Source organism: Pseudomonas sp. DF11, from assembly GCF_058148565.1.
This window is the reverse complement of record NZ_JBYVYN010000015.1, coordinates 42,428-61,934: the sequence shown is the minus strand read 5'-3', so window position 1 is coordinate 61,934 and position 19,507 is coordinate 42,428. Positions and strand designations below refer to the sequence as shown.

Annotated in this window: 17 protein-coding genes and 1 riboswitch; of the genes, 2 read left to right on the top strand and 15 right to left on the bottom strand. The window is 61.4% G+C overall.

Translation table 11 applies throughout. The annotated features are described in order from the left end of the window. Positions 1-98: 98 nt before the first annotated feature. The 13 genes from AC30D9_RS28345 to cobO form a co-directional block, all read right to left on the bottom strand. Complete coding sequence (locus tag AC30D9_RS28345; protein ID WP_307574150.1) at positions 99-1,565, bottom strand: hypothetical protein; 1,467 nt, start codon at positions 1,563-1,565, stop codon at positions 99-101. A gap of 102 nt (positions 1,566-1,667) precedes the next feature. Next, positions 1,668-3,881 (bottom strand): autotransporter outer membrane beta-barrel domain-containing protein, encoded by a 2,214-nt coding sequence (locus AC30D9_RS28340; protein WP_490145306.1) that lies wholly within the window; start codon positions 3,879-3,881, stop codon positions 1,668-1,670. A 242-nt stretch (positions 3,882-4,123) separates the two neighbouring features. Beyond that, complete coding sequence (locus tag AC30D9_RS28335; RefSeq protein ID WP_490145305.1) at positions 4,124-6,145, bottom strand: hypothetical protein; 2,022 nt, start codon at positions 6,143-6,145, stop codon at positions 4,124-4,126. Between the two features lie 191 nt (positions 6,146-6,336). Continuing rightward, positions 6,337-7,068, bottom strand: coding sequence for an adenosylcobinamide-GDP ribazoletransferase (locus tag AC30D9_RS28330; RefSeq protein WP_490145304.1), 732 nt, complete (start codon positions 7,066-7,068; stop codon positions 6,337-6,339). Positions 7,069-7,070: 2 nt separating this feature from the next. Beyond that, positions 7,071-7,646, bottom strand: a complete 576-nt coding sequence (cobC, locus tag AC30D9_RS28325) for an alpha-ribazole phosphatase family protein (protein ID WP_490145303.1) — start codon at positions 7,644-7,646, stop codon at positions 7,071-7,073. Next, positions 7,643-8,698: a nicotinate-nucleotide--dimethylbenzimidazole phosphoribosyltransferase gene (gene cobT, locus AC30D9_RS28320; RefSeq protein WP_490145302.1), complete on the bottom strand. Its 1,056-nt coding sequence runs from the start codon at positions 8,696-8,698 to the stop codon at positions 7,643-7,645. Before cobT ends, cobC begins: the two co-directional genes overlap by 4 nt. Further along, positions 8,695-9,216: a bifunctional adenosylcobinamide kinase/adenosylcobinamide-phosphate guanylyltransferase gene (gene cobU, locus AC30D9_RS28315; protein WP_490145301.1), complete on the bottom strand. Its 522-nt coding sequence runs from the start codon at positions 9,214-9,216 to the stop codon at positions 8,695-8,697. Before cobU ends, cobT begins: the two co-directional genes overlap by 4 nt. A gap of 151 nt (positions 9,217-9,367) precedes the next feature. Then, positions 9,368-10,819, bottom strand: coding sequence for a cobyric acid synthase (locus AC30D9_RS28310; protein ID WP_490145300.1), 1,452 nt, complete (start codon positions 10,817-10,819; stop codon positions 9,368-9,370). Then, positions 10,816-11,808, bottom strand: a complete 993-nt coding sequence (gene cobD / locus AC30D9_RS28305; RefSeq protein WP_307574168.1) for a threonine-phosphate decarboxylase CobD — start codon at positions 11,806-11,808, stop codon at positions 10,816-10,818. The genes AC30D9_RS28310 and cobD overlap by 4 nt, the downstream gene beginning before the upstream one ends. Then, the gene (cbiB, locus tag AC30D9_RS28300; RefSeq protein WP_490145299.1) at positions 11,801-12,709 is read right to left on the bottom strand and encodes an adenosylcobinamide-phosphate synthase CbiB; all 909 of its coding nucleotides are present in this window, start codon (positions 12,707-12,709) and stop codon (positions 11,801-11,803) included. Before cbiB ends, cobD begins: the two co-directional genes overlap by 8 nt. Next, on the bottom strand, positions 12,706-13,356 hold the full coding sequence (bluB, locus tag AC30D9_RS28295; RefSeq protein ID WP_490145298.1) for a 5,6-dimethylbenzimidazole synthase: 651 nt from the start codon (positions 13,354-13,356) through the stop codon (positions 12,706-12,708). The genes cbiB and bluB overlap by 4 nt, the downstream gene beginning before the upstream one ends. Next, positions 13,353-14,735, bottom strand: coding sequence for a cobyrinic acid a,c-diamide synthase CobB (locus AC30D9_RS28290; RefSeq protein WP_490145297.1), 1,383 nt, complete (start codon positions 14,733-14,735; stop codon positions 13,353-13,355). Before AC30D9_RS28290 ends, bluB begins: the two co-directional genes overlap by 4 nt. Continuing rightward, positions 14,732-15,343 carry a cob(I)yrinic acid a,c-diamide adenosyltransferase gene (gene cobO, locus AC30D9_RS28285; protein ID WP_134925410.1) on the bottom strand — a complete coding sequence of 204 codons (612 nt, stop codon included), beginning with the start codon at positions 15,341-15,343 and terminating at the stop codon, positions 14,732-14,734. The genes AC30D9_RS28290 and cobO overlap by 4 nt, the downstream gene beginning before the upstream one ends. 78 nt (positions 15,344-15,421) lie before the next feature. Beyond that, positions 15,422-15,790: riboswitch (cobalamin riboswitch) on the bottom strand. Between the two features lie 158 nt (positions 15,791-15,948). Here cobO and AC30D9_RS28280 point away from each other — a divergent pair. Continuing rightward, positions 15,949-16,533, top strand: a complete 585-nt coding sequence (locus AC30D9_RS28280; RefSeq protein ID WP_134925411.1) for a hypothetical protein — start codon at positions 15,949-15,951, stop codon at positions 16,531-16,533. 103 nt (positions 16,534-16,636) lie between these two features. After that, positions 16,637-17,947: a PQQ-dependent sugar dehydrogenase gene (locus AC30D9_RS28275; RefSeq protein WP_134925412.1), complete on the top strand. Its 1,311-nt coding sequence runs from the start codon at positions 16,637-16,639 to the stop codon at positions 17,945-17,947. A 195-nt stretch (positions 17,948-18,142) separates the two neighbouring features. Here AC30D9_RS28275 and AC30D9_RS28270 read toward each other — a convergent pair whose 3' ends face one another. Together AC30D9_RS28270 and AC30D9_RS28265 are read right to left on the bottom strand one after the other, a co-directional pair. Next, the gene (locus tag AC30D9_RS28270; protein WP_134925413.1) at positions 18,143-18,679 is read right to left on the bottom strand and encodes a C40 family peptidase; all 537 of its coding nucleotides are present in this window, start codon (positions 18,677-18,679) and stop codon (positions 18,143-18,145) included. Between the two features lie 165 nt (positions 18,680-18,844). Next, the gene (locus AC30D9_RS28265) at positions 18,845-19,471 is read right to left on the bottom strand and encodes a C40 family peptidase (protein WP_134925414.1); all 627 of its coding nucleotides are present in this window, start codon (positions 19,469-19,471) and stop codon (positions 18,845-18,847) included. Between the last annotated feature and the right edge of the window lie 36 nt (positions 19,472-19,507).

Genomic DNA, 19,507 nt, shown 5'->3' with positions numbered 1-19,507 from the left:
GGAACCAGGCTGGATGCCAAGTTGTGATCACCTCGCAAAACGGTGATGCTCATATTGGCGAATCCAGCCAAAACACCTACCACAATGACCACCCGGACTCACTCGATCAGCGTCGGCGTCAAAAGGTCGAACCGTGTCCATCTTTCACCCCCATCGAAGCTGACTTTGGTCTCGACGGTGAATTTTTGATTAGCCATAAGAGACGACATAAAGGCCTTCGGCAACCGGACACGTATCCCTGCCGTGACCTCCGCCTGTTGAACCCGATGCTCGTTCAACACAATTTCGCTCACGTTTTGAGCCTGGGCATTCTTACCCAACACCGTAATGGTCACCAGGCACGCCTCGCTGATAAAAGCCCATGCACGTTGATAAACGGGTACTCCCGCATCGGTAATACTCGCTTTAGAGACAGGGTCGGTAAAAGGGGACTCAAGCTGAGGCACGTGGAATCGATACACAGGGTACGAGCCAATCGCTACCGTCAGGGCCCCGGACTGTTTGTTCGAGGAGTCTGCCAGGACCAGATCGTAATAAACCGTCACGCGCTTTTGGAACATCGCCGCAATATTGGCCGGTGGTACGCGCACTTGTTTTGTGCCCCAGGGCACGGGAATGGGGATGGCCCCCACCGTACCAGGCTCACCAAACTGCATATGGACGATATCGTCATTGTAATAGACGGCATCGCCAGGGATTTGCGCCGTGGCACCGGCTATTACGTTCTGTGGGTTCAGGTCGGCATACTCCGCGGGGCTTCCTTCAGCCTCGATGATCCACGGATGAGGCACGTAATGCGGCGCGCGCACCACCGCTACTTGAAACGAAACCGCCGTGGACTCGGCTGTTTCATTACCGGCCCTGTCGGCCACGTGGTAGGAAATCGAGCGCATGCCATCGCCCACGATACGGATCAGCGCTTCAGGGAAATCAATGAATATGGGGTCTTCATAGTCATCCCGTGTAAGGTCCTTGATAACCTCTTCGTACTGACCGTTGTTTTCATTCAGCCATTTTGCCGTGATTTTATCGCCGGGATTGGGCTCCGTATAAGGAGGAACCCTCACGGTGACAACCCCGCCATGGTCGATGAGGTACTGCTCGGAGAGGCCCTTCTCGATGATGTACGGGTCGATCAGTAATTGACTGTTCACCGCCAGAATCGGCGCGGTGGTATCGAGCGTGATCACCAACACGGCGGATGTATCAGTCTCATGGTTATAACCCTGCGTCTTGTAATGCAACCGATGACGCCCGTCATTACCGCGCAGAAATCGTTGAAACAAGGTCACATACTGGTCGGATGGCTCAATATCTGCTCCCTCCCAGGTACGGCGATCTACCGGGTCCGGGTTGTCGTCAAGAAACAGTTCAACCGACTCTTCACCCAGCTTAGGATCAGAGTGCTCCCACAACTCAAACCAGACCTTCAGGTCGTCGTGCGTGGCGGCTTCCGGGAGCAAATTGGGTTCACCACCCGGAATGTTATCGAGCAGTTCCTCCACGCTGGGTGCAAGCAGCTCTTTAGGGCTATCGGAAGACGACGTATTCGTTGACTCGCTCATGAAACAAGACTCCTTAAAGAAGCGCGAGGACAATGACCGTGGCCGTTATCCTCGCAGCGTGTAAAGAACATTGAATGTGTCGCGCAGCGTCAGCCCATTGAATTACCAGAGATAGCGCACGCCCACGTTGGCCCCCCACGGTTGCTCGATCTTATTGCCGTTGCTGTAATCGAAATCGGCGTGGACCGACACCTTGTCGGTCAGTGTCATAGCGATACCTGCCCCCAGCTCGCCGCGCGAACCCGAAAGATCGTTTTTGAACCTGCTGTCGTTAACTTTCACTTCATTGTTATTGGCGAACTCGTGCACGTAAGCGGCACGCAGGTATGGCTGCAGCACTTTGCCTTCGCCCAGGTCGAAATTGCGCCCGGCTGTTGCACCGACCTTGCCCAACAGCGAGTGCATGCGGTCACCTTCGGCAGCCAAGCCGTTATCCAGGCGATAGTCCTTGCCCTGGATGATCACACCCGAGAGCTGGGTGTAGGGTTCGACAAAGTAGTCGTCGGCCAGCTTGACGTGACGACCGAACTCCAGGGAACCGCCGACGCTGTGGTTGTCATAGCTACCCTTGGTTTTTTTGCCATCGCTCAGTTGGACCGAAGATTCGTTCTGGAAGCGGTTGAACTTGAGCACACCGTCGAAGTAGTAGCCGCTCTCGTCATCCAGCCACGTGGTGTAGGCACCGAGGTAGTAACTGTCGACTTCGCCGGTGGTGCCGCGGCTCAGGTCCAGGTCGGACTTGCTGTAGCCTCCCAGCACGCCCACCAACCACTGCCCGTCACCGCCTGGCAATGGCGCATCGGCACCCAACGACAGGCCCTGCTGGGTTTGTTTGTAAGCCACGCCGGAGCTGGCGCTGACATCGAACTTGTTACCGTAGGCGCGAATCCAGCCACCGGCCTTGCCTTGGTCCCTGCGCACTTCGCCCATGCGGCTGCGCAAGATGCTGAGTTCGCCTTGCCAGACCGTCGGCGCGGCATTGAACAACGCCATCACCGATTGGGTACCGGGGCTGATGACTTTCGAAGCGGTGTCCAGATACCAGTCATTGTCACCTTGCTTGATCAGGTTGTAGGAGAAAGCCCCCAGGTCCACCTCACCACCCAGCAAGGAAAACTGGGCATCGCCACCACCGATGTGGACCACCGGGATAGAAGCGGCGGCACCGGGTTCCGAGCCGCTGCTGTCGAGCGCCACCTGATAATTACCGGTGGCCGTCCCGGTCACGGTCAGCGTATCGACCTGGCCCGTGGCAAAGTTGGTGTGCATGAAGAAGGTACCGTTGCCCGACAGCTCGCCCACGGTCAATTTGTAGAATTCGCCCGGGTTGCCGAACTGAATGCCACCGCCGTTCATGGAAAGCTTCTCGACCTCGCCATCACCGACCATGATCCAACGGGCTTCGTTGTTGATGGCCAGGCTCTCGACGTTTTCCAGGCGACCGGTGAGCGTCGCGAAGTTATCGAACACAACGTTAGCGCTGCTGCCTTCCTCCACGATGATGTCACCGACCAATTGGCTGTTATCGGCCTTGAAATTCGCCGAAGAACCATTGACGACTTCCAAGAGCTTACCGTTGCCAGCCACCAGGGTAGAGCCGTTGTTGACTTCGATATTCACCCGTTCGTTGTTGGTCTGGGTCTGGCCATCGACAACGATCGCCGAACCGGTCAAGCCTTCGACGCGGGAGTTATCCAGGATCAATGCGTTGTCGGCGGACAGGTTGAGGTCGGCAAACACGTACACACCGTTGAGCCCCCCAACGATGGTGCTGTCGGTGGCGGAAATCTTGCTGCCGAAGCTACGCACGCCAATGCCATCGGCGTTGCTGCCAATCAGGGTGGAGCCTGCCTCAAGTATCAATTGGCTGCTGGCACTGAGGGTTGCCCCTACTCGCCCACCGATGATTTCGCTGTCGCTGACCACCGCGGTAGATCCACCGGTGGCTGATGTTGCCAGACGCAGCCCGATGTTGCTGCTGACGACTTTGCTGCCGTTGGCGATAGTCGCTTCGCTGCCGGCTAAATCGACTCCGTTGGCATTGCCTTGAGCGGTAACCTGGGTATCGCTCAGATTGATCGTCGACCCGCCGGATGCACGGATCTGGTAAGTCGTTGCGCCGTTGGCCGTCAGCTTGCTTTCGGTCTCCACCAGGTAATCGTCAGTCGTGGTGGTGGCACCGATGGTCTTGGACGCACCGTTTTCGATGAGCGTCTGCGCCAGGCCGGTCGGGCTCAGTAGCAGCAATGGCGCGAGGGTCACAAGTTTGAGAACGCGCGCAAGCGGCGTGATGGAGAATGAGTGGCTGACGGACATGAGTAACTCCTGGGTGAACAAGCTGTCTGGCAATCGCCCTTGCCTGGCCTTGCCGCCTTGCTCTGGACGATCAAAAGGCGGCAATCCTAAGCACTCGTTTCCGGAAGATATGTAGGACTTATCCCTGTGTTCGTGAGATTTTTCTCATTGCTTCGGTGTGAAATATCGATGTAGAGGTCCCTCCATGAGGGAGCGTCAACATGCACACCCGGGCAACAAACGCCCGGGTGCATGCTTCCAGGCTAAGGCCTTGGGATCTCGCACGGCGTGTCCGGCAGGTGGAAGGCGGTGATGGTTGTGTGCGGTGTCGATTCAAGTATTTCCGAGCCGTCATCGTGGAAATACTGGATCTTCGCCCGGCCCCTGCGATTCGTTCCTGCGTTCTCGGTATAAAGCGGCAGGATATGGTCCGCATAAGGTGCCACTCGAATGATGAAGCCGGTCAGAGGTGTACCGGCAGCGCCCAACACGTAGTCTTGCCTGAATATCGCGGCGGTGATCGGATCTTCAGGGTCGCTCAGGAACTCCCCTCTCATGGGGGTGAAGACGAAATTGATTTCGTCACCATCCTCGAGCACGCCGGTGAGGTCAGGGATGGCGACCTGGAGCGCGCCATCGTCATCCAGCACCGAGCAGCCTGGATAAGTGGTGTCGATGGTAGGAAAACTCGCAGGTGGCAGTTCAACGGCTATGGCATTGACGTCGACCTCGGTTGGGGTGGATTCCAGGTCATTCTCAATGCCTGGCGCGCTCAACTGATAGTGCACCGGTACCTCGGTGCCATTGCCGCCGTTCTTGATGTAAGTCCAAGGGATCTCGACGGTTTCGTCGTCGCCAGGTGTATGCTGCGTATCATCGAAGGTGATCTGGGCCTCAACGACACGAGTGCCATTCCAGAAAAAATCGATGACATGGCCGTCAACCGCCTCGGCGTACCAGGTAAAGGTGAAATCCGCCGCCTTGTCCTTGTCGGCCCGCGTCAACTGGTTGGTCCGGCTACCATCCCAATTCGTAACGACACCTATCTTCAAGCTTGGATGCACCGGATTCGGCCAGCCGGGAAACGGCCAGGGGACCCAGGGGATCGGCACCTCGAAGTTGACGTCGATATCGAGGTCTTCAGGTCCGAATAGCCGGTTTTTACGCACGACGTGATAACTGATGTTGGTCACCTTGTCGCCAGTGGTGTTTTCGCCGTATTCCTCGAGCATGAGGAGTTTCGGTTCCACCGGAATCTCGATCCTGGCCGGCGGGTTAGGCCCAACAGCAACGTCCTCCAGCGTCTTGCTCCCCCACTTCAATCGAATGAAGTCATAACTCTTGTGATTGTCATACAGGGGAATCCAGACACTCACCCCCGACAAAGCATGCTCGACCACCAACGGCCCCGGATCCGCTTGGGGGACCTCCGGTGCTTGCAGGTTGGTCGGTAGCCGTCCGAAGGTGAGGCTTATTTTCTGCCAAAGCGACAGAACGCTGGTATTGGTCGCCTTGTCGATCAAGACGTAGATGAACACGCATTCGGCATCGCCAAACTCACGAACACGGTCGCCATCGATTTCTATCTCGGTGTCCGAGATGCCCGGGGCGGGGACATAGTCGAAGAAAATCGGGATGAGCCCAGTCGGCTCGTCAGGAATATGGGCAGCGTCCACCAGATAAACGGCGATTTGATCAGTCGCTTGCCAATCATCATAACCAGGAATCGTGGCCTTCAGTTTGCTGCCGGGGGCCAGGTTGCTGTCATCGAAGTAGGTGGTTGCAAAGATCAGTGCCTCCGGCGGGGCGCGATCATAGGGTGGCAATCGGTCGCAAATGAGCGGAGTTATCGGAGATTTGTCTGCTTCGTCTTCTTCGTTGTTATAAACATAATGGTCATATCTCACACGGCACGGAGAGTTTTGTGGAAGATCGTCGACCCTGATGAGCATCGGGTAGGGGAAGGTCTCCGGAAAGTCGCTACCACCTAGAGGAATTACAAATTCATGTTCTGCCACGACCTCAAAACGACCATTGCCGGTACGATCGAACATGACCTGGATCGTCTCCGGTAAGCCCGGAGGCGGTAGGGCATCCCACTTACGAATTTGCACCTTCAACCCGTCCTTCAGTTCGGGGCCGCTGAGCAGACCTGTGGCGATGTCCACTATAGGATGATCAATGATGATGTATTGGTTGCCCAACCTCGACTGGTGCTCGGTGCGCTCCCTGAGATAAGCGCTGTTTGCCTCACGTCGCGCCAGTTTTTTATCCGCATTTGCCATGTTATCGCTCTCCCATTGACAACGTTCAGCCGTTGAGACACCAACGGCCATCCAGTTTTTTGGCAGATCGATAACACCGGACACTACACAACGCTTCCCATCGCTCTGCGTGGCAGCCAAGGCCTTGAGCGAATTAAGCACCGGTTTTTAACGAGGCGATACTGTCAGAGTTGACAGGTGCTACGACAAATTCAGAACAACACCACACCCACCAATACCGCCATCTCCAGCAATTCCAACAAGGCCCCGGCGGTATCCCCGGTGCACCCCGCGAGCCTGCGCAGCATCATCTGGCGCAAGCCGATAAACACCGCCACAGCGACCAGCAGCGCAACGACACCTGCCCAGCCCACCACCAGCACACAGCCCAGCGCACCCACCCACAACACCTGCCAACCCGCACGCCGGGGTAGATGGTCAGCAAGCGCCTGGCCCAAACCACCGGCCCGCACATAAGGCGTGCTCAGGAACAGCCCAAGCAACGCGGCACGCCCCAACACCGGCACGATAATCAACATCACGCCCTGCCCTTGCTCGATCAACGCCAGTAGCGCGGTGAATTTGAGCAACAGCACCAACACCAGCGTGATGACGGCAATCGGCCCGCTGCGCGGGTCTTTCATGATCAGCAGCGTGCGCTCGCGATCGCCGAAGCCGCCCAGCCAGGCGTCCGCGCTGTCGGCCAGGCCATCCAGGTGCAGGCCGCCGCTGAGCAATACCCACACGGTCAGCAACAGCGCGGCGTGCAGCAATGGCGGCGTTCCCAGCAACAGTGCATTGAGCAACCACAGTAAAGCACCGAACAGCAGCCCCACCAGCGGATAGAACAGCAGCGAACGGCCCAGTTGTTCCGGCTCGGGCATGCCCGGCAGGCGCACCGGCAGGCTGCTGAGAAATTGCAGGGCGATCCAGAATGGCAGCATCTTCAGCCGACCTCTGTCAGCACGGCGTCGGACGACACTTGCAGAGAAAACAGCGCGCCGTGGGCGACTTCGACGTTGAGCAGTTGCTCGCGAGGCAGGCCTCGGGCCTGGGCCAGCAGCAAACGCATGACGCCGCCATGGCTGATCAGCAAGATGCGTTGCCCGGCGTAGGCAGCGTGCAGGCGTTCGACCGCTGCCAGCACGCGGCTGGAAAACGCCAGCACCGGCTCGCCATCGGGTGGCGTGAAGCTGTAGGGATCGGCCCAGAACCGGCCCAAGGCTTCGGCGTCGGTGTCCATCAATGCCGCCGCGCTGCGGCCTTCCCAGGCGCCGAAATGCAGTTCTTGCAGGTCTTGGTCCAGGTGCAGCGGCACGCCGAGTTGGGCTCCGAGCTGTTCAGCGAAGCGGGCGCAACGCTGCAACGGCGAACTAACCAAGCGATCCCACGGCCCGCCCTGCTCCACCGCCGCGTGCATCTGTTCCCAGCCCTTGGCGGTCAAGGCGTCGTCGAGGCTGCCGCGCAAGCCACCACCCAGTTCGGTTTCGCCGTGACGCAGCAGGTCCAGGCGCAAGGTCATGCCGGACGATCCGCCACGGCCGCTTCGGCGAACGTCGCCATCTGCCCGTGCAGATCACAGGCCAGGCGCAACAGCGGCACCGCCAGCGCCGCGCCACTGCCCTCGCCCAGGCGCAGGCCCAGCTCCAGCAGCGGTTCGGCACCGAGGGTTTCCAGTACGTGGCGATGGCCCGGTTCGGCGCCACGATGGCCGAACAGCAGCCATGGCCGGCACGCTGGGTTGAGTCGCACGGCCACCAGGGCGGCGACGCTGCAGATGAAACCGTCCACCAGCACCGCAACGCCCTGTTGGGCGCAGGCCAGATACGCACCGACCAACGCGGCGATTTCAAAACCGCCGAGGTTGAACAAGGTCTGCAACGGGTCGTTGTGCTGGGCAGCGTGCAGCGCCAAGGCCCGTTCGATGACCTCGGCCTTGCGCCTGACGCCCGCCGCGTCCAACCCCGTGCCCGGCCCGACCAGTTGCGCCACCGGGCAATCGAGCAAGGCGCAGGCCAGGGCACTGGCGGACGTGGTATTGCCGATGCCCATCTCGCCGCCGATGAACAATTGCGCCCCAGTGGCGACGGCACGGGCCACGCTGTCGCGGCCGGCTTGCAAGGCTTGTTCGCCCTGGGAGGCGCTCATGGCCGGGCCTTGGAGGAAATTCGCCGTGCCGGGGCCAACATTCAGATGGCGCACACCGGGCAGGTCCAACGAAGGCGTCACGGTGCCCAGGTCCACCACTTCCAGGGACGCGCCCAGTTGCCGCGCCAAGACGCTGATGGCCGCACCGCCGCTGACGAAGTTGAGCAGCATCTGCCCGGTGACTTCCTGGGGATAGGCCGATACGCCTTCAGCCACCACGCCGTGGTCACCGGCGAAAATGGCGATCCACAGCCGATCCAGGCTCGGCTTGACCTGCCCTTGCAGGCCCGCTAGTTGCACCGCCACCGATTCCAGTCGGCCCAATGAACCGGCGGGTTTGGTCAGTTGTTGCTGACGGGCCGTGGCCTGCTCCAAAGCCTGGGTGTCGAAGGGCTTGCATGGGTCCAGCCACCAGCGGTGATTCATAACGCAGTACCTTTGAGAGTCAGGGGCAGGCCGGCGACGGTCAGCACGACGCGCTGACAACGTTCGGCCAAGGCTTGATGCAGCCAACCGGCTTCATCGACGTAACGGCGAGTCAACTCGCCCAGGGGCACGACACCCATTCCGGTCTCGTTGCTGACAAAAATGATTTCACCGGGCAACGCGGCCAGGCAGTCCAGCAGTGCTTGGCGTTCGGTATGCAGTTGCTCGGGATCGTCGAGCATCAGCAGGTTGGTCAGCCAGAGGGTCAGGCAGTCCACCAGCAGGCATTGCCCGGGAGCGGCGTTTTCCCGCAGCACTCGGGCCAGGGCCAAGGGCTCTTCCACCAGGGCCCATTCGGCCGGACGGCGGGCGCGGTGTTGGGCGACCCGTGCGTTCATCTCGCCGTCCAGGGGTTGGCTGGTGGCGATGTAGGTCACGGGTAATCGGCTGTCCGTGGCGAGCTTTTCCGCCAGGCGACTCTTGCCGGAGCGAGCGCCGCCGAGGATGAGTTGCAGCATGTTGTTTACCTTTCAAATAGGCGGTGTCGCTGCCGGCGTCATCGCGAGCAGGCTCGCTCCCACAGTTGATCTAGGATGTACATGAATTCTGTGGTCATCAGAGATCCAATGTGGGAGCGAGCCTGCTCGCGATGAGGCCGACACAGCCACCTCAAACCCCACAGAGTTCACGCAACAGCCCAGTATCCAAATGCCGCTCCACCAGATCCGCCAACCGTTCGATATCCCGCTCGCGCAAGCCGTGGTAGTCCACCGTTTGCACATCCTGCAACCCGGCCCAGCGCAACAACGCGCTGCTGGCCTGGGGCGACTCGAACAGCCCATGCAGGTAGGTGCCGAACACCTGTCCGTCGAGGCTCTGGGCACCGTCGCAGCGGCCGTCTTCCAAGTGCACTGCGGCGTTTTCCAGGGCAGGGCCGGTGGTCACGCCCGCGTGAATTTCGTAGCCGCTAACCTCAGCCTCTTCCAAGGCCAATCGCCCGCGCACATTGCGCAGTTGTTTCTCATGTTCCAGGGTCGTTTCGAAGGCCAGCAGGCCCAGCCCGGCACTGGAACCCGCCGCACCTTCGAGCCCCAGCGGGTCGTGAACCTGCTGACCGAGCATCTGCAAGCCGCCGCAGATGCCCAGCAACTTGCCGCCGTAGCGCAAGTGACGCTGGATCGCCGTGTCCCAGCCGTTAGCGCGCAAGTAGGCCAGGTCGCTACGCACGCTTTTCGAACCGGGCAGGATGATCAGGTCGGCCGGCGAGATGGTTTGGCCGGGGCCGATGAATTGCAGGTCGACCTGCGGGTGCAGGCGTAACGGATCGAAATCGGTGTGGTTGCTGATGCGCGGCAACACCGGCACCACCACTTTCAGCACTTGCTCGGCCTTGTCGATCTGGCGCTGGTCGAGGCCGTCCTCGGCTTCCAGATGCAGGTCCATCACGTAGGGCAACACGCCGATCACCGGTTTGCCGGTGCGCGCCTCCAGCCAGTCCAGGCCAGGTTGCAGCAAGGCGATGTCGCCACGAAAGCGGTTGATGATGAAGCCCTTGACCCGCGCCTGCTCACTCGGTGATAGCAACTCCAGCGTACCGACCAGATGAGCGAACACCCCGCCGCGATTGATATCGGCGATCAGCAGCACCGGGCAGTCCACCGCCTCGGCAAAGCCCATGTTGGCGATGTCACCGGCGCGCAGATTGATCTCCGCTGGCGAGCCGGCGCCCTCCACCATCACCACTGGATACGCGGCGCTCAAACGTGCGTGGGAGGCGAGCACGGCTTGCATGGCGATGGCTTTGTAATCGTGATAGGCCACGGCGTTCATGGTGGTGACGGCGCGGCCGTGGATGATCACCTGGGCGCCGGTATCGCTGTTGGGCTTGAGCAAAACCGGGTTCATGTCGGTGTGCGGTTCGAGCCCGGCGGCCTGGGCCTGCACGGCTTGGGCGCGACCAATTTCACCGCCGTCGGCGGTCACAGCGCTATTGAGGGCCATGTTCTGCGGCTTGAACGGCACCACACTCACGCCCTGGCGCCTGACCCAGCGGCACAGCGCCGTGACCAGGGTACTTTTGCCGGCATCGGAGGTGGTGCCTTGCACCATCACTGTGGTCATTGAACGTCCTTGGCGTAGGCCTCGAAGGCCTGTTCGAGGCGCAGGAATTCGCTGTCGTCAGCCGGCAGTCCGAAGCGCAGGCTGCCGGTACTGGTGAACAACCGCAGGAGAATGCCGCGATGGGCCATGAAATCGTGAAGCCCCTGGGCGTGCTCGGTGACCAGCCACTGGAACAATCCGCAGCCGCCCTGAGGCTTGAAGCCGTGATGCTCGAGCATCAGCGCCAGGCGTTGGCTGCTGGCTTCGCAGCGTTGGCGCTGACGGGCGTGGGCATCGCTGTCCAGCAAGCACGCCTGGCCCAGTACCCGGGTCGGCCCGCTGACGGCCCACGGCCCGACCTGTTCGGCGAGCAACTTGAGCAAGCGGCGCTCGGCCAAGACAAACCCCAGGCGCACCCCGGCCAGGCCAAAGAACTTGCCGAACGAACGCAGCACGATCAGCCCGACCAGATGAGTGTGCGCCGCCAGGCTCAGCGACGGCGTGATGTCCATGAAGGCTTCATCCACCACCAGCCAGCCACCGCGCTGGGCCAGGCGGGCATGCCAGTCAAGCAAGCGCTCGGGCTCCAGGCTCAGGCCCGTGGGATTGTTTGGATTGACCACCACCAGCACGTCGAGGCTGTCGATGAAGAAATCCACCTCCGACGCCAACACTTCGCGCACGATGTAGCCGCTGCGGCGCCAGGCTTCGGCATGTTCGGCGTAACACGGCGAGAGCACGCCGACCTTGCCGGCCCGACGCAGGCGCGGCAACAACTGGATAGCCATCTGCGAACCAGCCACCGGCAGCACATCCAACGCACCGTAGTAATCGCAGGCGGCCTGCTCCAAGCCATCATCGGTTTCCGGCAAGCGTGCCCAGGCGCGCAGGGGAATCGCCGGGACCTCGAACGGCCAGGGCGCCAGGCCGCTGGACAGGTCGAGCCAATCAGCCTCGGCAATCCCGTATTGCCTGGCCGCGTTGCGCAGGCGTCCACCGTGCTCAAGCATAAAACTCAGCTCCCAGGCAGAGAATCAGCAACCACAACCATACCCCGCGCTGGACCAATTGCCAGCCGAGATCGATGGAGTCGGCACTGGCCGGCACACCTTCGCCCAAGGGCGGACGTTGGTGCAGCTCGCCGTGATAAACCGCCGCCCCGCCCAACTCGACGCCCAGCGCACCGGCCCCGGCGGCCATCACCGGCCCGGCGTTGGGGCTGTCCCAGGTTGGGCCCTGGGTGCGCCAGCATTTGAGCGCCAGGCGGGTCTTGCCGAGCAGCGCGTAGGTCAACGCCACCAGGCGCGCCGGAATGTAGTTGAGCACGTCGTCGATCTTCGCCGCCGCCCAGCCAAAACGCTCGAAGCGTTCATTGCGATAGCCCCACATGGCGTCGAGGGTATTGCTCAAGCGGTACAGCACCACGCCGGGCGCGCCAGCCACAGCGAACCAGAACAGCGCGGCGAACACCGCGTCGCTGCCGTTTTCCAGCACCGATTCGGTGGCGGCGCGGGCCACGGCTGTCTCGTCCAACTCGCGCGTCTCGCGACTGACCAGATAGCCGACACGCTGACGCGCTTGCTCCAGATCACCGCTGCGCAACGCCCGCGCCACCGGCTCGACATGCTCACCAAGGCTGCGCAGGCCGAGGGCACAGTACAACGCCAGGATCTCCACCAGCCAACCCACCACAGGCGCCCAGGACAGGGCCGTGGCCAGCAGGGTCAGCGGCACCACGGCGATGATCCACGCCGTCACCCCGTGGCTGCGCCAGCCGCGCCCGCCGGAATTGAAGCGCTGTTCGATGCGATCAGCAAAACCACCGAACGCCACCAACGGATGCCAGCGCCGGGGCTCGCCCAACAGCGCATCCAGCGCCACCGCGGCGGCACTGAGCAACGCCACGCTCATGGGCTCACTCCCCAACGATTTTCATACAGCAGTTCATTGAGCGGACGCGGCTGCGCCCAACCTTCCAGGGCGAGCATCGGCGCCGGATAAAACCCCTCGACCGGCCCCAGGCAAAGTACCGCCAGCGGCTTGGCCCCGGTGGGCAGGCCCAGCAGATCGGCCAGGGCCTGGGGTTCGAACAGCGATACCCAGCCCATCCCCAACCCTTCGGCGCGGGAGGCCAGCCACAGGTTCTGGATCGCGCAGGACAGCGAGGCCAGGTCCATTTCCGGCAAGGTCCGTCGACCGAAGATGTGCCGCTCGCGATCCTCCATCAACGCCGCCACCAGCACCTCGGCGCAGTCGTCGATGCCTTCGACCTTGAGCTTCATGAACTCATCGCTGCGCTCGCCCAGGGCCTCGGCGGTGCGGATGCGTTCCTGCTCCACCAGTTCGCGGATCTGCCCGCGCAAGGCGCGGTCGCTGATGCGGATGAATCGCCACGGTTGCATCAGGCCGACGCTGGGGGCCTGGTGCGCGGCTTCCAGCAGGCGGCGCAGCAAGGCCGGTTCGACCGTGCCGCCGGTGAAGTGGCGCATGTCACGACGTTCGGCGATGGCGCGGTAGATGGCGTCGCGTTCGGCTTGGGAGAAAGCGGTGTCTGTCATGGCCTCTTCGCGAGCAAGCCCGCTCCCACAGGGTTTAGGTGATCAAACGTGGGAGCGGGCTTGCTCGCGAAGGCGGCCTCAAGGTCAGGTGCAAACAACGCGGCAATCGCCCTGGGATTGGACGGAAAATAAAAGTGCACATAAGAAGCCGTCATCCGCCCCTGCCGGAATACCGCCTCCGCGCCTCGCCCGCCATTCGGGCTATGGCCACGGGCAATCGGTTCAAGTTCAGTGTTGGTCAGGGAATGATGGTAGGTGTGCCCACGCAGGTTGCCTTCCGGCAAATCCACCGATTGCAGCGCCAGGGCCGCCAGGCGCTTTTGCATCTGCGCATCGCCGGCCAACAATCCCAGCAGTTCGGCGCGCACGCCGTCGACATCGGTCAATGAATCGAGCAGATACAACATGCCGCCGCATTCGGCGAGCAACGGTTTATCGGCTGCGTGGTGGGCACGAATCGCGGCCAGCATCGGGGTATTGCGGGCCAGCACAACGTGGTGCAGCTCCGGATAACCACCAGGCAGATAAAGGCTGTCCGCCTCGGGCAGTTCGCTGTCATGGATCGGTGAAAAGAAGCTCAACTGCGCGCCCATGGCCCGCAGCAGATCGAGGCTTGCGCCATAGGTGAAGGCAAACGCTTCGTCCCGGGCCACGGCGATGCGCACACCGTCGAGCCATTGTTGTGGGTTGATCACCTCGGGGGCGGCGAACTCGACTGCCGGCGGCAGCGCCACTTCGCAACTGCCGGCCAGGGCGTCGGCCGCTGCATCAAGGCGCAGGTCGAGGTCGTTCAATTCGCTGGCCTGGACCAACCCGAGGTGGCGGCTGGGTAACTCGATGCCGGTTTCCCGGGACAACGCGCCGTACCAGCGTAGGCCTTCGGTCAGGCTGCCTTCGAGCAATTGTGCGTGGCGCAGGGTGCCGACGCGGTTGGCCAAGACCCCGGCGAATGGCAAGTCCGGCTGATAACGGGCCAGGCCCAAGGCCAGGGCGCCGAAAGTCTGGGCCATGGCCGTGCCGTCGATCACCGCCAGCACCGGCACACCGAAATGTCGCGCCAGATCGGCGCTGGAAGGGGTGCCGTCGAACAGCCCCATCACCCCTTCGATCAGGATCAGGTCCGCTTCAGCGGCGGCTTCCCACAACAGCCGGCGGCTTTCCTGCTCACCGACCATCCACATGTCCAATTGATAGACCGGCGCGCCGCTGGCGCGCTCGAGGATCATCGGGTCGAGAAAGTCCGGGCCGCACTTGAAGACGCGCACCTTGCGCCCCTGGTTGCGATGCAAACGGGCCAGGGCGGCGGTGACGGTGGTCTTGCCTTGCCCCGAGGCCGGAGCGGCGATCAGCACCGCCGGACAGTGGCGAGCATCACTCACAGTTCAACGCCTTTCTGCGCCTTGATGCCGGCCTGGAACGCGTGCTTGATCATGCCCATTTCGGTGACGGTGTCGGCCAGTTCGATCATCTCCGGCTTGGCACCACGCCCGGTCACCACCACATGCTGCATAGGTGGACGGGCTTGCAGATCGCTCAACACCTGATCGAGGTCGAGGTAGCCGTGTTTGAGGGCGATGTTCAGTTCATCGAGCACCACCAGGCCAATGGACGGATCGCTGAGCAATTGCCGCGACACCGCCCAAGCGGCTTCGGCGGCGGCGATATCACGCTGGCGGTCCTGGGTTTCCCAGGTGAAACCTTCGCCCATCACGTGAAAACGTACCTGCTCCGGGAAGCGGCGGAAGAACAGCTCTTCACCGGTGCTGTTGCGCCCCTTGATGAACTGCACCACTCCGCATTGCATACCGTGGCCCATGGACCGTGCGAGCATGCCAAACGCCGAGCTGCTCTTGCCCTTGCCGTTGCCGGTCAGCACCAGCAGCAGGCCGCACTCGTTCGGCGAGTTGGCGATGCGCTCGTCGATCACGGCTTTCTTGCGCAGCATGCGCGCCAGGTGGCGTTCGTCGCGATCGGGGGTGTCGGTCATGGAAGCTCTCCGTTGAGATTGGATAACGGCGGGCGGGCATAAAAAGGACGGCAGCGAGCCTGGCATCGCCCACCGTGATGCCGTTGGATGAATCAGGCCGGTCTCCGGGCTCATGAGCGGCGCAATGCCCGGCTGTGCGCCTTCCCATGTCTACGACACAGTGGTGAGTGGCCTGTGTAGCGAGTTCTGTCAGTTCAACTTCGGCGTCAGAAGTCCATATCCTGCGTTGCTGCTCCTCGCCATAGCGGGCTATGACTCGTCACAGCGCCTTGGCTATGGACTTCTGACATCCGAATTTGAACTGACGAACTCACCACACAGGCCACAGAGCACAGCGTTGACTCATTTACCGTTGCGGGGGCAGCGCCGGGTTCGTGTGCACTCACCGGCTTCCCTGTTTCACTCTATCGACCGGGGTCATAGAGCACCTGAAACAAGCGGCGAAGGTTAGAGGGTTGGGGGTGGAGCGTCAATTAAAGCCGCCATAGGACATGCACCGAACATTGGCCCTGATCAATAAAATGACGCCAATCTTGTGCCACGCTACGGCAAGTGATATCAAATAGGCATCACGACCCGATATCACAAGAACAAGAGGGCAAAACATGCAAGGCATGCTCATCAGCAATCCAAAACTGGAATTCCTGCGCCCGGTGCTGGAACGCTGGTTTGATTGTATCGACCGCTACAACGCCGTACGGGGCGATAACGACACCCCTTACTGGTTCGATGAACGGGCCAACCTTGGCCTGTTATCGGCCGCCGCCTGGATGGCCGAGATGGTCACGCTGCAGAACGCGCCGACCCGCAAGCAGAATGAAGAAGGCGAACGCAACGTCAGCGCCGATCTGTTCATCGCCGGTGCCGATGAACGCGCCTTTATCCAAGCCACCCAACGCTGGCCCAAGGTCACCAACCTGAACCTGACCCAGCCGCTGCTGGAAGCCACCAGCGACGCCAAGCGCATCAGCTACGCCAGCGACCTGAAGCTGGGCTGCCTGTTCGTCGCGCCGCAAAAGCCCCAGCAAAGCGCTACGCCCGAAGAATTGCAGGACATGGTCGACGACCTGCAGAAGGAAAACACCTGCGCCGTGGCCTGGTACTTCCCTTACGCCTACCGCAAGTTGCGCAACGAAGCAGGTCACTATCATCCGGGGATTGCGGTGCTGTTCAAACAGGCCCACGGCTGACTCGCCAGGACTGTGCGGAGCTTGCTGACACGCGCCTGCAGTTGAACCATCGCGTGTCTACGCTCCTCTATGAATAACTACATGCATTCATAGGGAAGCCAGCATGCTCAAGCCACCTCATCTTTTGGTCGTCGCCCTTGCCGCCGGGCTTGCCGCTTGTGGCGAGTCTTCCACGCTGCAAGTGTCCGATGGCACCGGTCCTGCGCCGAAACTGCCCGAACCGAACAAGACCCTCGTCCCTACCGTCAACATCGCCGAAGCCATCGGCTGGCCCGAAGGCGCCAAGCCAACCCCGGCCCAGGGCCTGCAAGTGGGCGCGTTCGCTGAAGGGCTGGACCATCCGCGCTGGCTTTATGTGTTACCCAACGGTGATGTGCTGGTGGCCGAAACCAACGCCCCGCCCAAGCCGGACGACGCCAAGGGCATCCGTGGCTGGGTGATGAAGAAGGTCATGGGCCGCGCCGGAGCCGGAGTGCCCAGCCCCAATCGCATCACGCTGTTGCGCGATACCAATCACGACGGCATCGCCGAAACCCGCACGGTGTTCCTGGAAAATCTCAACTCGCCGTTCGGCATGACCCTGGTGGGCAATGACCTGTATGTGGCCGATACCGACCGGCTGATCCGTTTTCCCTACAAGGACGGAGACACGCAAATCAAGGCGCAGCCGACCAAGGTCGTCGATCTGCCCGGAGGCACGCTCAACCACCACTGGACCAAAAACGTGATTGCCAGCCGCGACGGCAGCAAGCTGTATGTCACCACGGGCTCGAACAGCAACGTCGCGGAAAACGGCATGGAAGCCGAAGAAGGTCGCGCGGCCATCTGGGAAGTGGACCGTGCCAGCGGCAATCACCGGATCTTCGCCTCAGGCCTGCGCAACCCCAACGGCCTGGCCTGGGAGCCCCGCAGCGGCGCGCTGTGGACAGCGGTGAACGAACGGGATGAGATCGGCAGCGACCTGGTGCCGGACTACATCACATCGGTCAAGGACGGTGCCTTCTATGGCTGGCCCTACAGCTACTATGGGCAGCATGTCGATGCCCGGGTCGAACCGCAGAACCCGGCGCTGGTGGCCAAGGCCATCGCCCCGGACTACGCCGTCGGCCCTCACACCGCCTCACTGGGCCTGACGTTCGCCGAGGGCAGCACCTTGCCTGCGCCGTTTACCGAGGGGGCTTTCGTCGGCCAGCATGGTTCCTGGAACCGCAAGCCCCACAGTGGTTATAAAGTGATTTTCGTACCGTTCAGCGGCGGTAAACCGGTGGGGCAACCGGTGGATGTGTTGACCGGTTTCCTGAACGCCGACGAAAAAGCCCAGGGCCGGCCAGTGGGCGTCGTGATCGACAAGCAGGGTGGATTGCTGGTGGCTGATGATGTGGGGAACAAGATTTGGCGGGTGTCAGGCAAATAAGGCCGACACACCTTTGTGGCGAGGGGATTTATCCCCGCTGGGCTGCACAGCAGCCCTGAACCTCTGACCTCGATGTATCAGACAGCTCGCATTCAAGCATTCAATTTTTGGGGCTGCTTCGCAGCCCAGCGGGGCGGTGCGACGTTTCGCTAAATCCCCTCGCCACAAATTTTGCACTGAGCCAGGTAAAACACTTCAGGGATTACGCGCCAGGTGCTCCGGCTGCAACACCCGCTTGGCGCTCAGATAGGCTTTCTGCCAATAGCTCTTGGACAGGCTGTCGAGCTTGACCGTACCGCCAGTGGCCGGCGCGTGGACAAAACGGCCCTCGCCGACATAGATCCCGGCGTGGCTGACCTGGGAGCCGCCGTTGGTGGCGAAGAAAATCAGGTCGCCGGTCTGCAACGCGTCCTTGCCGACATCGGGGGCGCGCATGCCGATCATTTCGCGGGTAGAGCGCGGCAAGGAGATGCCAGCGGCATCGCGGTAGACATAACCGATCAGACCACTGCAATCAAAACCCGAGTCCGGCGTATTACCACCCCAACGATACGGCGTACCCACCAGGCCCAGGGCGCGGAAGAGCACGTCTTCGGCGGCTGGGGAAAAGGTTTGCGAGGGAGCAAAGACCACCGGTGCCCGCACGGGGGCTGGCGGCGGCGCAGGACGGCTGGCGCAGGCGCTGAGCAGCGCGGCGAAACACATGAGAGCGAGGCGGGCCGACGTCGACATATGCAGAACAATCCTGATCTGGATGCGGCTTTTCTGCCGTGGGCATGAAAACAAATCCGCCTGCGGAGTACGCAGGCGGATTGCCATCAATCAATGATCAAGGATTCTAGCGGCTATGACGCAAACTTCAAGTAAGACTTTAAGTTTGCCTTACAAACTGTGCGTTTACTTGCGGGCAGTGACCACGGTCGGAGCCATGGCAAGGGCGCGCTTGGCTTCGATGAAGGTCTTGCTCCAGTAGCTGTCGCCCAGGCTGTCGATTCGCACGCCACCGCTGCGACGGCTGCTGGAATGGATGAACTGGTTGTCACCCAGGTAGATACCGGCGTGGCTGACGCGACCACGACGACCGTTGGTGCTGAAGAACAGCAGGTCACCGGGTTCCAGTTGATTGCGAGCCACCAATGGGGCGTTCACGTTGATCATCTCGCGCGTGGAGCGCGGCAAGTTCATGCCGGCCTCTTCGCGGAACAGGTAACCGATGAAACCGCTGCAATCGAAGCCAGCTTCAGAGGTACCGCCAAAACGGTAGCGGGTACCGATCAAGGACATGCCACGTTCCAGGATGCTGTCGGCCAGTACTGGAAGCTGGTAAGGCTTGCTGCCGGCGAAGGCTGCGAGCTCTTTGTCGGAGGCCATTTCTTCCTGGAACGCAATGGAGGAAGACTGGGCGGTAACGGAGTTCTTGACCTGTGGCTGGGGCGCTTGCTGGGACACTGGGGAGTGGGCAGCGCAACCGAACAACAGGGTAACGAGTGCGAGAGGCACGAGGGGTGCGAAGCGATTTAGCATGGGCACGACCGTGGCTGAATAGTAAAGATGGCGAGA